General features: G+C 74.7%; 8 protein-coding genes. All 8 read right to left on the bottom strand.

Annotated elements, in window-relative coordinates; genetic code table 11:
• Positions 1–47: 47 nt before the first annotated feature.
• Positions 48–3,404, bottom strand: a complete 3,357-nt coding sequence (locus ABT247_RS22705; protein WP_350744934.1) for a S8 family serine peptidase — start codon at positions 3,402–3,404, stop codon at positions 48–50.
• 232 nt (positions 3,405–3,636) lie between these two features.
• Positions 3,637–3,795, bottom strand: coding sequence for a hypothetical protein (locus tag ABT247_RS22700; RefSeq protein WP_350744932.1), 159 nt, complete (start codon positions 3,793–3,795; stop codon positions 3,637–3,639).
• Between the two features lie 333 nt (positions 3,796–4,128).
• Positions 4,129–5,709: a phosphoglycerate dehydrogenase gene (serA, locus tag ABT247_RS22695; protein ID WP_350744938.1), complete on the bottom strand. Its 1,581-nt coding sequence runs from the start codon at positions 5,707–5,709 to the stop codon at positions 4,129–4,131.
• Between the two features lie 242 nt (positions 5,710–5,951).
• Positions 5,952–6,950: a ketol-acid reductoisomerase gene (gene ilvC / locus ABT247_RS22690; RefSeq protein WP_097236149.1), complete on the bottom strand. Its 999-nt coding sequence runs from the start codon at positions 6,948–6,950 to the stop codon at positions 5,952–5,954.
• 102 nt (positions 6,951–7,052) lie between these two features.
• Positions 7,053–7,577 carry an acetolactate synthase small subunit gene (gene ilvN, locus ABT247_RS22685; protein ID WP_350744929.1) on the bottom strand — a complete coding sequence of 175 codons (525 nt, stop codon included), beginning with the start codon at positions 7,575–7,577 and terminating at the stop codon, positions 7,053–7,055.
• Positions 7,578–7,608: 31 nt separating this feature from the next.
• Complete coding sequence (locus ABT247_RS22680) at positions 7,609–9,462, bottom strand: acetolactate synthase large subunit (protein WP_350744927.1); 1,854 nt, start codon at positions 9,460–9,462, stop codon at positions 7,609–7,611.
• A gap of 331 nt (positions 9,463–9,793) precedes the next feature.
• A complete protein-coding gene (locus ABT247_RS22675; RefSeq protein ID WP_502892483.1) occupies positions 9,794–12,850 on the bottom strand; it encodes a putative bifunctional diguanylate cyclase/phosphodiesterase in 3,057 nt (1,018 codons plus the stop codon).
• A 375-nt stretch (positions 12,851–13,225) separates the two neighbouring features.
• Positions 13,226–16,273, bottom strand: coding sequence for a helix-turn-helix transcriptional regulator (locus ABT247_RS22670; RefSeq protein WP_350744925.1), 3,048 nt, complete (start codon positions 16,271–16,273; stop codon positions 13,226–13,228).
• Positions 16,274–16,373 lie beyond the last annotated feature (100 nt).

Below are 16,373 nucleotides of genomic sequence, written 5' to 3'. Positions count from 1 at the left end.
GCCCGCCGACGCTCGGCGGGCCGCCCCCGGGTTCGCCGGGCCGGGGGTCAGGGCAGGGTGAGCACCTGGCCCCTGCGGTCCGCCGGGTTGAGGTGGTGCAGCAGCAGGAGCCGGGAGGTGTCGCCCGGCGCCCGCTGCACGGTGAGGACGGTGCCCGGGCCGGCCGGCGCGAGGACGGCGGCGGGGCCGTCGAGACCGGTCCGGGCGGCGAGGGCCGGGTGCAGGACGTCCAGCGGTACGGTCGGCCGGGTGCCGCGCAGGCCGATGGCGGAGTAGGCGTCGGCCGGGTCGGGCCGGTCGGGGGTCGCCAGTCCGGTCCAGACCCCGTAGCGGACGGTGCTGCGGCCGGGCCTGACGCCCGGCAGCGCGCTCAGCCGGACGGGCAGCACCAGCACGTCGCTGTCCAGCAGTTCGGTGTCGGTGTCGCCCCAGTGGGCGTTGAGCGGCTGGACGTCGAGCTCGGCGCCGGTGCGGGCGTCCAGGGCCCGGGAGACCAGCACGTCGCTGCCGCGCAGCCGGTCGGCCACCAGGAGGACGTCGGTGGCGCCGTCCCCGTCGGTGTCCAGCGACACCCGGGTGCCGTACAGCCCGACCGGCGTCGCGGCCGGCGCCCACAGCCGCACGCCCACGTACAGCTGGTCGGCGTCGGCGGTCGCGCCCACCGCCCGCAGGTTGGCGGCCCGGTCGCCGGGGTGCTCGACGCAGACGTCCTGCGGCTGGTCGGCCGACTGCGCCTCGCTCTCGGGCCGGACGCCGGAGCCGGCGCCGACGGCCGTGCCGCCGCCCGGCGGGCAGTCGGGCCAGCGGGCGGCCTCGCCCCCGAGCGCGAGGGCGGTGACCAGCCCGGGCCGCTCGCCGGGCGCCGCGCTGCCGCCGAGGGCGACCAGCGTGCCGCCCCGGGCGGTGCGGGCGGTGGCCGTCGCCGTGAGGTCGCCGGCGGGCCGCGGGGCGGCGAACACCGGGACCCGCAGCTGCGGCAGGGCGGCGTCGCCGACCGGGCTGAACAGCACCTGCCCGGAGAGCTCGCCCCGGTAGCTGCGCGCCTTGCCGCCCTGCCGGGTGTCGATGGTCGGGTCCGGCACGCGCCCCAGCGCGCCCGGGACGGACAGCGTCACCGTCACCCGCGCGGTGCCGCCCGCCGGGACGTCCACCTGGGCGGGCGTCACCAGGTAGGAGGCCCCGGGCAGTCGGGTCGCCGGCGCGTAGCCGGTGCGGTAGCTCAGCGTGGACGCCGAGTGGTTGCGCAGCTCGATCTGCCGCCCGAGCGCCGTCGGGCCGCCGACGGCGACCGGGCCGAAGGAGACCCCGACGCTGCCCGGCTCGGCGCCCTCCCCCGCCGCGTAGGCGACCACCGGGGTGCGGACCGCCGCGTCGCCCCGGGCCCGGCCGGCGCCGGTGCGCTCGGGTCCGTAGACCGGCCCGGTGTGGTCGTCGCCGAGCCAGGTGTCGGTGCTGGTGTTCATCAGCGCGGCCTTGACCTGCTCGACCGGCCAGTCCGGGTGGGCGGCGCGCACGAGTGCCGCCAGCCCGGCCACGTGCGGGGCGGCCATCGAGGTGCCGTTCTCCCGCTGGCCGCCGCTGCCGCTGCCGACCAGCGCGGACCAGATGGTCTCGCCGGGGGCCGCGAGGTCGGGCTTGACCACGCCCGGCACGCCGATGCCCCGGGAGCTGAAGTCGGTGAGGGTGTCGGCCCGGGAGGGCTGGTTCTGGGCGACGGAGCCGTGCAGCGGGTTGCCGGGCGCCGCGAGCCGGACCCGGACGTCCCCGGCGGCGGCGGCCTTCAGCAGCCGCTCGCCGTCGGCGCGGGCGAGCAGCACGACCGGGATCCGGTCGTTGCCGGAGATCTCGGCCAGGTGGTCGCTGTCGGCGGCGTACAGCGCGCCGACCGCCCCGGCGTCGGCGGCGTGGTCGGCGCGCGGGCCGGAGTTGCAGGCCCGGTCGGCGTCGGCGGTGTGCCAGGTCAGCAGGGCGATCCTGCCCTTCAGCCGCTGCCGGTCCGCCTCGCTGAAGGCCGTGCAGCCGTCCGCCTGGTCGGCGGGCACGGCGAGCGCGCCGCTCACGTCGGCGGTGGACCAGCCCCGGTAGCGCTCGCTCCAGTGGCCGGGGACGACCCCGGCGAGTGCGGCGGGGGCCAGCACGGTGATGCCGTCGACGTCGGCGTGCCCGTGCACGGAGGCGGCGACGGCGACGGCCCGGGCGGCGGTGCCGGGGCTGCCGCCGACGCCGTACACGTCGCCCTCGTTGCCGGCCGCCGCGACCACCACGGTGCCGAGCGCGGCGAGCCGGTCGACGGCCAGCGCGTCGGTGTCGTCGGGACTGCCGAAGCGGCTGCCGAGCGACAGGTTGACCACGTCGAGCCGGTCCCCGAGGTCGCCGTCGCCGTTCGGGTCGGCAGCCAGGTCGAGCGCCTGGGCAAGCCGGTCGGTGGCGCCGTCGCAGCCGAACACCCGGATCGCGTACAGCTGCGCGCCGGGGGCGGCGCCGGGGCCGACCTTGAAGGCGGCCGGGTCGAGTCCGGCCCGGTAGGGGCCGGTGTACGGACGGCCGTCGGCGGTGACGCCGTACCCGGCCGCCGTCCCGGCGACGTGGGTGCCGTGCCCGTTGCGCACGCAGTCGATCGGGTTGTCGCTGGGGTGCGGGACGGGCTGGTACTGCGGGGAGGACGGGTCGGGGTTGTAGTCGTCGCCGACCAGGTCCTTGCCGCCGACCACCTTGGCGCTCGGGAACAGGGCGGCCGGCGCGGGCCTGCCGCGTTCGACCGACCGGAAGGCCTGCTCGGTGCCGGGGCCGCCGAAGTCGGCGTGGGTGTAGTCGATGCCGCTGTCGATGATCCCGATCCGGACGCCCCGGCCGGTGTTCCCGGTGAGGGCGGCGTCGCCCTCCCACACCTTCGGGGCACCGGTCAGCGGGACGGAGTAGGCGTTGTCCCGCTGCTTGTTGACGATCGGGTGGACGGCCCGGACGCCGGGCAGCGCCCGCAGCGCGGGCAGCCGCTCGGCGGGCGCGCTGACGGCGAGGCCGGTGAGCAGGGTGCGGGTGCGGTAGAGCTCGCGGGCGGCGGGCGCGGCCCGGTGGACGGCGTCGGCGAGCCGGTCGAGCGCGTCCCCGGCCCGGCGCCGCTGGGCGGCTCCGGCGCCGGCGGCCTCCGCGCGGACGGCCTCCGGCGAGCGCTGGGCCCGCCGGGCGCTGTCGGCGGCGCGCTGCCAGGCGGGGCCGGCCGCCTCGGTGGTGAGTTCCAGCAGGACGGAGGCGGTGCGGCCCCGGCCCGGCGGCCCCGCGGTGGACGGGGCGCCGGCCGCCGGGGCGGCGGCGAACGCGGCACTGCTGGGCACGAACGCCGCTGCCAGCAGGACCAGGGTGAGGCCGATCGGGGCGATCGGTCGGCGAACGGGTGGCAGACGCACTGGGCCCTCTCCCCCGGCCGGGGGGACTGATCCGCGCAGCGTGTCGCTGACGCCCGCCCGCGCGGACGTCGATCACCCTTCCGGGGGCCCCAAATTAGGATGATCGCGCCGGCGGAGGCGAGCAACTTCCCCCGGACGGGCGCCAGTTGCACCCGTCGGAGTGACCCGCCGTCAGCCCGACCGGCCTAGTAGGCCGATGAACGCCACCGGTCGGCAGTTCAGTGGCGGCCGGTCAGTGGTGGCCGGTCACGCCGCCGTTGTCCCGGCGGTCGAGGGCGCGCTGCAGGGCGGCGGCGGCGAAGGGGTTGCGCTCGGCGGCCCGGCGGCGGCGCACGGCGCGGACGGGGGCGGCGGGGGCGGGAGTGGTGCGGCGGTCAGCGGTGGGGGACATACCGGGCTCCTTGGAAGCGGCGCTGCGCGGGGCGAGCGCGAAGGGAGGCTCGACGGGTGCCGCGCGGCACGCCCCGGGGCGGGGCGGCGGCGGGCGGCGGCGGGAGCGCGGGGCAGGGGTCGCCTGCCCGGAGGGCGCACGTGCACACGGGCCGCGGACCCTGGCTACAGGTGCGGCACACCGTATGGCTCTTCCACCGTAAGGCCCCGCCCCGGCCGTGTCTGCACGAATACTCGGATTTCCTAGTATCTGAGACGGCGACCGCCGGGGAGCACGCAACAGGGCCCGGACCGCCGTCGGAACGGCGGTCCGGGCCCTGCTGGGCCGTGGGCGTCAGCCCAGGTCGACCGAGCGCGCGAAGCGCGCGCCGATCTCGGCGGCGATCGCCGCCAGCACGTCGTGCGGGATCTCGCTGTCCACCGTGAGGGAGGCGAGCGCGCTGCCGCCGTCCCGGGCGACCTGCATGCCCGCGATGTTGACGCCCGCGTCGCCCAGGTGGCGGCCGAGCACGCCGACCACGCCGGGGCGGTCCTCGTACTTGAAGAAGGCCATGTGGTCGGTGAGCGCCACGTCCACGTCGAAGGCGTCCACGCCGACGATCTTCTGGATCTGCTTCGGACCGGACAGCGTGCCGGAGATCGCGATCTCCTCGCCGTTCGCGAGGGTGCCGCGCACGGTGATCACGTTGCGGTGCTCGGGGCTCTCGCTGGAGGTGGTCAGCCGCACCTCGACGCCGCGCTCCTGGGCGAACAGCGGGGCGTTGACGTAGGACACCGTCTCCGCCACCACGTCCTCGAACACGCCCTTCAGCGCCGACAGTTCGAGCACCTTCACGTCGTGCTGGGTGATCTCGCCGCGGACCTCGACGTCCAGCCGGACGGCCACCTCGCCGGCCAGCGCGGTGAAGATCCGGCCGAGCCTCTCGGCCAGCGGCAGACCGGGCCGCACGTCCTCGGCGATCACGCCGCCCTGGACGTTGACGGCGTCCGGCACCAGCTCACCGGCCAGCGCGAGCCGCACCGACCGGGCGACGGCGATGCCGGCCTTCTCCTGCGCCTCGTCGGTGGAGGCGCCCAGGTGCGGGGTGGCCACCACGTTGTCGAAGGCGAACAGCGGCGAGTCGGTGCACGGCTCCTTGGCGTACACGTCCAGGCCCGCGCCGGCCACCCGGCCCTCGCGCAGGGCGCTGGCGAGCGCCTCCTCGTCCACGATGCCGCCGCGGGCGGCGTTGACGATCCGCACGGTCGGCTTGACCTTGTGCAGCGCCTCGTCGCCGATCAGGCCGATGGTCTCCGGGGTCTTGGGGAGGTGGACGGTGATGAAGTCCGACACCTCCAGCAGCTCCTCCAGCGAGACCAGCTTGACGCCCATCTGCGCGGCGCGGGCGGCCTGGATGTAGGGGTCGTACGCGACGATCTTCATCCCGAACGCGGACATCCGCTGCGCGACCAGGACGCCGATCCGGCCGAGGCCGACCACGCCGAGGGTCTTCTCGCTCAGCTCCACGCCGGTGTACTTGTTGCGCTTCCACTCGCCGCCCTTGAGCGCCGCGTTGGCCGGGGCGATGTTGCGGGCGACGGAGATCAGCAGGCCGCAGGCCAGCTCGGCGGCGGTGACGATGTTGGAGGTCGGCGCGTTGACGACCATCACGCCGGCCTTGGTGGCGGCGGAGACGTCGACGTTGTCCAGGCCGACGCCGGCCCGGGCCACCACCTTCAGCTTGCGGGCGGCGGCCAGCGCCTCGGCGTCGACCTTGGTGGCGGAGCGGATCAGGATCGCGTCCACGTCGGCGATCGCGGTGAGCAGCTCGGTGCGGTCGGCGCCGTTGCAGTGGCGGATCTCGAAGTCCGGGCCGAGGGCGTCGACGGTGGCGGGCGAAAGCTCTTCGGCGATCAGGACGACGCCGGATTTCACAGTGGTCGCAGTGCTCACGACAGTGTTGTCCTTAACTGTCCGGTTCCCCGGCGCACGTAGGTGGCGTGGAGGGCGGGGAAGGTGGCATGCCGCGTAGTAGACGCACGACGCTGTGAGCCTGACGCGCACTCGGAGTGTATCGACGGGCCCGGTACCAGGCTGCTCCCGTCCGGCGAAATCACCCGGACGGGAGCAGCCTACTTGTACAAGGAAGTTGCGGAACGGACCGGCCCGGAAAGGGGTCAGGCCTTCTCGTTGACCCAGCTCATCAGCGAGCGCAGCTTCTTGCCGGTGGTCTCCAGCAGGTGGTCCTCGTCGGCCTTCTTGTACTCGTTGTACTTCGGCAGGCCCGCCTTGTACTCGGCGATCCAGGTGTTGGCGAAGGTGCCGTCCTGGATCTCGGCGAGGACCTTCTTCATCTCGGCCTTGGTGGCGTCGGTGATGATGCGCGGGCCGGTGACGTAGTCGCCCCACTCGGCGGTCTCGGAGACCGACCAGCGCATCTTCTCCAGGCCGCCCTCGTACATCAGGTCGACGATGAGCTTCAGCTCGTGCAGGCACTCGAAGTAGGCGATCTCCGGCTGGTAGCCGGCCTCGACCAGGGTCTCGAACCCGGCCTTCACCAGGGCGGCGGTGCCACCGCAGAGGACGGCCTGCTCACCGAACAGGTCGGTCTCGGTCTCCTCGGTGAAGGTGGTCTTGATGACGCCGGCCTTGGTGGCGCCCAGGCCCTTGGCGTACGACAGCGCCAGGGCGAAGGCGTTGCCCGAGGCGTCCTGCTCGACCGCGACGATCGCGGGGACGCCGCGGCCCTCCTCGTACTGGCGGCGGACCAGGTGGCCCGGGCCCTTCGGGGCGACCATGCAGACGTCGACGTCCGCCGGGGGCTTGATGAAGCCGAAGCGGATGTTCAGGCCGTGGCCGAAGAACAGGGCGTCGCCGGCCTTCAGGTGCGGGGCGATGTCGGCCTCGTAGACGTCGGCCTGGATCGGGTCCGGCACCAGGATCATGATGACGTCGGCCTCGGCCGCCGCCTCGGCGGGGGTGACCACGCGCAGCCCGGCCTCCTCGGCCTTGGCGCGGGACTTGGACTCCGGCTTCAGGCCGACCCGGACGTCGGCGCCGGAGTCGCGCAGGGACAGCGCGTGGGCGTGGCCCTGGCTGCCGTAGCCGATGACCGCGACCTTGCGGCCCTGGATGATGGACAGGTCGGCGTCGTCTTCGTAGAACAGCTCGGCCACGGGGGCACATCTCCTTGCGTGTTGTCGCCTGGTGCGCGGGTCCTACGGTAGGCGCACCGGGCGGGGTGTGGGGTCTTTGCTCGGGGTTTGGGACGGCGCCGTTTACGCGCTGCGGTCGAGGGCGCGCAGTGACCGGTCCGTGATGGAGCGGGCGCCGCGGCCGATGGCGACCAGGCCGGACTGGACCAACTCCTTGATGCCGTACGGCTCCAGCATCCGGAGCATGGCCTCCAGCTTGTCCGAGCTGCCGGTGGCCTCGATCGTCACCGCTTCGGGTGACACGTCGACGGTCTTGGCCCGGAACAGCTGGACGATCTCGACGATCTGCGACCGCGTCTCGTTGTCGGCGCGGACCTTCACCAGGACCAGTTCCCGCTGGATCGCAGCGGACTGGTCGAGTTCGACGATCTTTATCACGTTCACGAGCTTGTTGAGCTGCTTGGTGACCTGTTCCAGCGGGAGGTCCTCGACGTTGACCACGATCGTCATCCGGGACACGTCCGGGTGCTCGGTCGGGCCGACGGCGAGGGAGTCGATGTTGAAGCCCCGACGGGAGAACAGCGAGGCGATGCGGGCGAGCACGCCGGGCTTGTTCTCGACCAGGACGGAGAGGGTGTGCTTGGACATGTGGTTCCTCAGTCGTTCTGGATGGGGGCTGTCAGTCGAGGTCGTCGCCGAAGTCGGGCCGGACGCCCTTGGCGAACTGGATCTCGTCGTTGCTGGTGCCGGCCGCGACCATCGGCCAGACCATGGCGTCCTGGTGGACGATGAAGTCGATGACGACCGGACGGTCGTTGATCTCCATCGCCTGCTTGATGACCGCGTCCAGGTCCTCGGGGCGCTCGCAGCGCAGGCCGACGCAGCCCATCGCCTCGGACAGCAGGACGAAGTCGGGGATCCGGGTGCCCTGGGCCGGCGGCTCGATGCCGTCGTGGTCCGGGCCGGAGTGCAGCACGGTGTTGGAGTAGCGCTGGTTGTAGAACAGCGTCTGCCACTGCCGGACCATGCCCAGCGAGCCGTTGTTGATGACCGCGACCTTGATCGGCAGGCCGTTCAGGGCGCAGGTCACCAGTTCCTGGTTGGTCATCTGGAAGCAGCCGTCGCCGTCGATCGCCCAGACCGGCGTGTCCGGGCGGCCGGCCTTGGCGCCCATCGCCGCCGGGACGGCGTAGCCCATGGTGCCGGCGCCGCCGGAGTTGAGCCAGGTGCCGGGCTTCTCGAAGCGGATGTACTGCGAGCTCCACATCTGGTGCTGGCCGACGCCCGCGGCGTAGATCGCGTCGGAGCCGACGAGTTGGCCGATCCGCTCGATGACCTGCTGCGGGGAGAGCTCGCCGCCGGGGGCCGGTTCGTAGCCCAGCGGGTAGGTGCGCTTCCACTCGTCGAGCTTCTCCCACCAGTCCGCGTAGTCGCCCTTGTGGCCGGCGTCGAACTCGGCCTGGACGGCGACGATCAGGTCGGCCAGCACCTCGCGGGCGTCGCCGACGATCGGCACGTCCGCCGGGCGGTTCTTGCCGATCTCGGCCGGGTCGATGTCCGCGTGGACGACCTTGGCGTACGGCGCGAAGCTGTCCAGCTTGCCGGTGACCCGGTCGTCGAAGCGGGCGCCCAGGGTGAACAGCAGGTCCGACTTCTGCAGCGCGGTGACGGCCGGGACGGAACCGTGCATGCCGGGCATGCCCAGGTGCTGCGGGTGGCTGTCCGGGAAGGCGCCGAGGGCCATCAGGGTGGTGACGACCGGGGCGCCGGTCAGCTCGGCGAGGATCCGCAGCTCGGCGGTGGCCTGCGCCTTGATCACGCCGCCGCCGACGTAGAGCACCGGGCGCTTCGCGCCGACCAGCAGCTTCGCGGCCTCCCGGATCTGCTTGGCGTGCGGCTTGGTGACCGGGCGGTAGCCCGGCAGCGCGGCCTCGACCGGCCAGCGGAAGGTGGTGGTGGCCTGCAGGGCGTCCTTGGCGATGTCGACCAGGACGGGGCCGGGGCGGCCGGTCGCGGCGATGTGGAAGGCCTCGGCGATCACCCGGGGGATCTCGGCCGGGTCGGTGACCAGGTAGTTGTGCTTGGTGATCGGCATCGTGATGCCGCAGATGTCCGCCTCCTGGAAGGCGTCCGTGCCGATCGCCTTGGAGGACACCTGGCCGGTGATCGCGACCAGCGGGACGGAGTCCATGTAGGCGTCGGCGATCGGGGTGACCAGGTTGGTCGCACCCGGCCCGGAGGTGGCCATGCAGACCCCGACGCGGCCGGTGGCCTGGGCGTAGCCGGTGGCGGCGTGGCCGGCGCCCTGCTCGTGCCGGACCAGGATGTGGCGCACCTTGGTGGAGTCCATCAGCGGGTCGTACGCGGGCAGGATGGCCCCGCCCGGGATGCCGAAGACGGTGTCCGCTCCCACGGCCTCAAGCGAGCGGATGAGCGACTGGGCTCCGGTCATGGTCTCGGCGACGTGCTGGGGCGCGGGAGCGTGGGCGGCCGGGTTGTCCCCGCGGCGGGGGGATGCGGCGTGCTCAGTCATCTGCCTGTCTCTTCTCGGGTTTTGCCGGTCCGGTGCTGCGGGCCCCGGTGCTGCGAGGGTGGGGTCCCGGTCCGGGCCGATCGCCGGCTCTGCCTCAATCGTCCCGCGCGAATCCGACTAATCGGACGTCGTGGGGCGGTCGGGCCAGGGGTCTTGCGGGAGGGGAACAGCGTCAGTGCAACAAAAAACCCCTCGTGCCCAAGGGCATGCGAGGGGTGGCGCGTCGGTCTGTCACGAGCAGGGCGTGCGAGCCCACTCAGCCGACGCGCCCGCCAAGTACGAGAATTCGGGTGCGCATGGCAACGACCATCCTCCTGCCCGGGGTGGCATGTCAAGCAGGTGGGATGACCGTCTCGCCATGCGGACCGAGCCCTGGACCGGCCACGGCCCGGCGTTCCGGCAGGTCACACGCCCCGCGGTGCGGCTGGGGGGCTCCTTGGTGATCTACGCCACGGCCTGCCGGGGCGTCCGGACGGCCACCCGTCCGGGGGTCCGCGGCCGCGTGGCCGCGACGGCCGGGGAGCGGGCCCTGCGGCTTGGGCAGCGGGTAGCCGCGCCGGGCCAGCGCCCGGCGCAGCCGGGTCTCGTCCAGCGACGGCGCGAAGGCCGATCCCTGCGCCTGGCGGCAGCCCAGCTCCTGGAGCGCGTGGAGCTGGCGGGGCAGGTCCACCCCCTCCGCGGCGGTGGTCATCCCGAGGTCCCGGCCGAGCCGCAGTGCGTGCCCGGCCAGGGTTCTGCTGAGCGCGGACTCGCCGAGGCCCTGTACCAGCGAGCGGTCCAGTTTGAGCCCGTCGAAGGGCAGCCTGGCGAGCGCGCCCAGCGAGCCGCTCCCGGCGCCGTAGCCGGCCAGCCAGGTGGACACCCCGAGCCGCCGCAGCGCGGCCAGCCGGCGGCCCAGTTCGTCGGCGAGCCCGTCCGGGCCCATCCGGGCCACCTCGATCACCAGCTCGCCGGCCGGCAGTCCGCTGTCGCGCAGCGCCGCGGCCACCGTCTCGTACAGGCCGGGCGAGCACAGCCGCTCGACGGACAGCCGCACCGCCACCGGGACGGGCGCGGTGCCGCCGCGGCCCCGGCCGGACAGGGTGCGCCGGTCGGCGGCCGCCGCCACCGCCTCGTGCACCAGCCAGCGGGAGAACCGGGTGGCCGCGTCGCCGTGCTCGGCCGAGCGCAGGAACTCGGCCGGGGTCAGCAGCAGGCCGCCCGCCGACCGCCAGCGGGCCTGCGCCTCCACGGAGACCACCGTGCCGCTGCCGAGGTCCACCACCGGCTGGTGCAGCAGGGTGAAGCCGCCCTCCCGGACGGCGATCCGCAGCCGCTCCTCCAGTTCGGTGCGGCGCTCGAGGTCGGCCCGCATGGCGGGGCTGTAGAGCACCACCCGGCCCTTGCCCTCGGACTTGGCCCGGTACATCGCGAGGTCGGCGTTGCGCATCAGCTCGTCGGCGGCGGCCCTGGGGTCGGCGGCCGGGCCCCGCTCGGGGGTGCCGAAGGCGATCCCGATGCTCGCGGCGACGCCGAGTTCGGCGCCGCCGATCCAGTAGGGCGCGGAGAGCGCGACCCGCAGCCGTTCCGCCAGCTCCTGGACCTGGAGCCGGCCGAGCGGTCCGCACACCAGCGCGGCGAACTCGTCGCCGCCGAACCGGGCGACGGTGTCCCCGCTGCGCACCGCGCCCTGCAGCCGGCGGGCGGCCTGCACCAGCAGTTCGTCGCCGACCTGGTGGCCGGCGGAGTCGTTGACCGCCTTGAAGCCGTCCAGGTCGAGGAAGAGCACGGCGATCCCGGCGCCCGTCTCGCCCTGCTGGCCGCGCGCGCCGAGGGCGCCGCGCAGCCGCTGGGTGAACAGCGCCCGGTTGGGCAGGTCGGTGAGCGGGTCGTGGAAGGCGTTGTGCTGGAGCTGGGCCTGGAGCATGACGCGTTCGGTGACGTCCCGGCTGTTGAGCAGCAGGCCGTCCCGGTGCCGGCTGACCGTCGACTCGACGTGCAGCCACTCGCCGGCGCCGGAGCTGATCCGGCACTCCACCCGGGCCGAGGGCTCGGCGGTGCCCGGGGTGCGGTGGGCGGTGAGCCGCACCCGCGCGAGGTAGCGGCGGACCTCGGAGAGCACCCGGTCGACGTCCTCGGGGTGGACCAGGTCCAGCAGGTTGCCGCCGACCAGTTCCTCCGGGTCCCGCCCGTAGACGCCGAGCGCGGCCGGGGAGACGTACGAGAGCACGCCGTTGGCCCCGGCGATCATGATGACGTCGCTGGAGCCCTGCACCAGGGAGCGGAAGTGCGCCTCCTTGTGGGCGAGTTCCTGCGCCAGCGACAGGTTGTCCAGCAGCATCACGCCCTGCCGGAGGATCAGCGCCAGCCCGACGGTGCAGGCGGCCGCGGCCACCACCCGGTCCAGCTGGCGCCCGCCGAGCGCGTTGTAGAGGATCCCGGCGGTGCACACCGCGGCCGCTGCGTACGGGGTGATCGCGCTGAAGGTGGTGGCCACCCGGCGGCGCGGCAGGCCGCCGGCCGAGGGGTGCTCGCGCAGCGGCCGCCGCCAGCGCTGCGACCACGGCGCCCAGGCGAGCAGCAGGCTGCCGGAGAACCAGCCGGCGTCCAGCAGTTCGCCGGAGTGGTAGGTGCTGCGCAGCTGCGGGGAGGTGAACAGGGCGTCGCACAGCACGGTGACGGCGAGGGCCAGCATCGCGGTGTGCACGGCCGCCCGGTTGCCGTCCCGGCCACCGAAGCGCAGGCCGACGACGAGGCTGACCAGCAGGATGTCCAGCACCGGGTAGGCCAGGCTGAGGGCGATGCGCAGCGGGGAGCCGGCCTCGCCGGCCGCGATCCGGCCGAGCGCCAGGCTCCAGCTGAGGGTGAACAGCGAGCCGGCGATCAGCCAGCCGTCGAGCAGCAGGCAGAGCCAGCCGGCCGCCGAGCGCGGGCGCTGGGCGAGCACCAGGACGCCGGTGATGGCGAGCGGGGCGAACAGCAGGAAGACGTACGCGGCGAGCGAGTCGGGCGGCAGCGCGGTGCGTTCGACCAGCTCGTACCATCCCCAGGTGCCGTTGCCGAAGGCGACGGTGAGCGAGGAGAGGCCGAACAGCAGCCAGGCGGGGCGGGCGTGGCCGCCGACCGTGCAGCCGTACACCAGGCAGGACAGCGCGGCCGCCAGGGCTGCCGCGGCCAGGCCGAAGTCGCCCATGAAGATGGAGAGCTGGCGCGAGCCCCAGCCCGCGGCGGCACCCAGCGCGTAGGCCAGGCAGAGCCCGCCCAGGGCGAGGCCGGGCAGCGTGCGGCTCTCCAGGAGCCGGTGCAGCGGGCCGCGCGCGGCGGGTTCCGGTGGTTCGGGGGCGGACGTGTCGGCGGGCGGTACGTCCGGCCGTCCGGCCCCGGGCAGCACCGTGTCGGTGGAGCTCACTCGGCCTCTCCCCCTCCGGCCCGGGGCCCGGTGCCCCGACCACGGGCCACCGGCCGCGCACATCTCGGCCGTACGCGGTGACCTGGCGCACCGTCAGGACGGCGGCCCAGGGGGTGGGCGGCCTTCCGGGCGCCGCACCGCACCGATGCTCCCGGTCGGGACCCTACACCAATTCCGTCACTCAACGACACGCGCATTCAACTTAGAGTAATGGCGCGGGGGTGGGTGGGTGCACCGGATTCCGACGGATCGGCTCGGTTGGCGGCGGCGCGCGGGCAGGGGCTCACGCGGCGCGCACGGGAGCACGCGACGGCGCTCGGCCCCCCTGCCCGGCCCGGTCGCCGCCGCTCCGGGCACCTGCGGCGACCTGCGGTTTCAGCGGCCGACCGGGGCCAGATCGTCCGGGAACAGCCGCAGCCGGTGGGCCAGCGCGCCCGCCTCGCCGCGACCGCCCACCCCGAGCTTGCCGAGGATGTTGGACACGTGCACGCTTGCGGTCTTCGGAGAGATGTACAGCTCCTCGGCGATCTGCCGGTTGGTCCAGCCGCGCGCGAGCAATCGGAGCACGTCCCGCTCACGGGGGGTGAGGCCGAAGGACTCCCCCGGAGCCCCGGTCGGCGCGGGTGCGGCGGCCGGCTGTCCCGCGGGGGCCAGGTTCAGCCCGGCCCGCTCGGCCAGGGCGCCGATCCACGCCCCCAGCACCCGGTCGCTCCGACCGGCCGCCAGTTCGGCCGCCTCGCGCAGCAGTTCGGCCGCCGCCTCGCGCCGCCCGGCGTGCACCTCGGCCTCACCGGCCCGCAGCAGGGCGAGTGCCAGCGGGTACGGCAGCCCGGCCTCCCGCAGCACGGTGACCGCCTCCGCCCACTGCCCGGGCGTGTCCGAGCCCCGGGCGCGGGACAGTTCGGCGTCCAGCAGCCGGGCCCAGCCGTGGTGCAGCGGCACCCGGGGGCGCAGTTCGGTGGCCGCCGCGGCGATCGCGGCCAGCGCCCCGGCCCGCCCCTCCTCGGCCTCCGGCAGGCCGCGGCTGTCCGCCTCCGCCCCGGCGGCCTCCACCAGCAGCGGGTAGACGTCGGCATCGTGGCCGACCCGCCCGTCCCCGGCCAGCGCGGCGAGCAGTTCGGCCCGGGCCTCCAGCGGCCGCCCGCCGTACGCGGCGATCCGCAGCGCCAGCCGGCCGATCGGCACGCTGTGCTGCGCCTGGCCGACCCGGTTGGCCGCCCGGGCCTGCGCCAGCATGGCCGCGGCGGCGGGCAGGTCCCCCTCCAGCAGGGCGAGTTCGCCGCGCAGCCGGTCCAGGAACTCGGCGTGGGTGCCGCTCAGACTGGTCAGCTCGCAGGCGGAGAGCACCTCGGCGGCCTCCTGCGTCCGCCCGAGGTCGAGCAGCGCCTCGACCAGGTTGCCGGTCAGCATCGTGCCGATGTTGCGCAGCAGACCGTTGCCGTCCGCGAAGTCCAGGCCCTCCCGGGCCAGCCGGACGGCCTCCTCGGCCCGGCCCAGCTCGCGCTGCACGCTGGCCAGGTTGTTGAGGCCGCGCAGCAGGAGGTCCGGCACGCCCAGTCCGCGGGCCGCCTCGACCGCCGCGACCAGTTCGGCGAGGCCGCCCTCGGCATCGCCCTGCACGCCGTGGCGCAGGCCGCCGAGGGTCATCCGGGCGTGCACCTCGACCGCGTGCGCGCCGACCTGCCGGGCGATCCCGATCGCCCGCTCGGCCAACGCGATGTGCTCCGGGCCCGCCGTCTTGAGCAGCGCCGTCGCGGCGGCCATCGCGAACACCTCGGCCTGCACGGCGGACGGCGGCAGGTGCTCGACCAGCCGGTGCGCGCGGGCGATCTCCTCGTCGTCCCCGGAGCGGCGCAGGCTTCCCAGCATCCGGGCCCGGTTGATCCGGAACCAGGCCGCGCGCGCCGGGTGCTCGGACTCGTCGACCAGCCGGATCCCGCGCTTGGCCAGGCTCAGGCCGCGCTCGCGGTCCCCGCAGCGCCGGGCCGCGACCACCGCCTCGGCCAGCACGTCGACCAGCTGGATGCGGTCGCGCTCCGCGCCGGCGGCGTCGCCGTCGCAGGCGCCGGGCGGGTAGGTCTCGGCCCAGTCGTACGGGCGCAGGGTGTGCGCCAGCACCTCCTCGGAGACCATGTCCCACAGTTCCAGGGCGCGTTCCAGCATGCCGAGCTGCTCGGCGAAGGCGTTGCGGCGGCGGGCCGCGCGGGCGGCCTCCAGGGCGGTCGGCAGCGCCCGGGCGGGATCGTGCGCCTGGTACCAGTAGTTGGCCAGCCGGGCGGGCAGCGCGTCGCCGGGGACGAGGTGCGGCCGCGCCTCCACGGCGAGCGCGAACTTGCGGTTGATCCGGTGCCGTTCACCGGGCAACAGGTCGTCCGAGACCGCCTCGCGGACCAGCGCGTGGCGGAAGCGGTAGCCGTCGCCCTCGCTGTCCGGGCGCAGGATGTTGGCCCCGACGGCCGCCCGCAGCGCCTCGATCAGCTCCTCCTCGTCGTCCTCCAGCACAGCGGCCAGCAGCGCGTGCTCGACGTGGGAGCCGCCCTCGGCGGCGATCCGCACCACCCGCTGGGCCTCCTCGCAGAGGCCCTCGACCCGGACCAGCAGGATGTCCCGCAGCGAGTCGGTCAGCCCGGCGCCGCAGCCGTCCTGGAAGGCGGTGGCCAGCTCCTCGACGAAGAACGGGTTGCCCTCCGAGCGCCGGTGGATGCGGTCCACCAGCTGGCGGTCGGGGTCGGCGGTGCCGAGGATGCCGGCCAGCTGGGCGGCGACCTCCCGGCGGCCGAACCGCTCCAGCTCCAACCGCTGGACGGTGCGCAGCCGTTCGAGCTCGGCGAGGAAGGGCCGCAGCGGGTGGCGGCGGTGCAGGTCGTCGGTGCGGTAGGTGGCGACCAGCAGCACCCGGGAGCGGTGCAGGGTGCGCACCAGGAAGGCCAGCAGCTCGCGGGTGGAGCGGTCGGACCAGTGCAGGTCCTCGACGGCGAGGACGAGGGTGCGCTCCGCGCCGAGCCGTTCGAACAGTCTCGCGGTGTGCTCGAACAGCCGGGCCCGGCCGTACTCGTCGTTGGGTTCGCCGTCCGTCTCGCCGAACTCGGAGAGCAGCCGGGCGAGGTGCCCCTCGCTGCCGGCCGCGGCCGCCTCCAGTTCGGCGCCGAGCGAGCGGTGCAGCCGGCGCAGCGCGGCGGCCAGCGGCGCGTAGGGCAGGCCCTCGGCGCCGACCTCCAGACAGCTGCCGAGCGTGGTGACCGCTCCGGTGCCGCAGGCCCGGTGCAGGAACTCCTCCAGCAGCCGGGTCTTGCCGACGCCCGCCTCGCCGCCGATGAGGACGGCCTGGGGGCTGCCGGTGCCCGCCCGCCGCAGCGCGTCGGTCAGTTCGGTGATCTCGCTGCCGCGGCCGACGAAGACGGGACTGACCGATATCTGCTGCATGGAGGCGAGCATGCCATAGCCGGTGGCGGCGGGAGGAGGGGTTATCTCCCGCCGCGAACGCCCGGAGGGGGAGGCGCTCCCCTGCAGCGCCTCCCCCTCC

This window comes from Kitasatospora sp. NPDC001539 (assembly GCF_040298565.1).
Lineage (GTDB): Bacteria > Actinomycetota > Actinomycetes > Streptomycetales > Streptomycetaceae > Kitasatospora.
The sequence above is the reverse complement of the archived record's forward strand: the minus strand, read 5'-3'. Positions and strand labels throughout refer to the sequence as shown.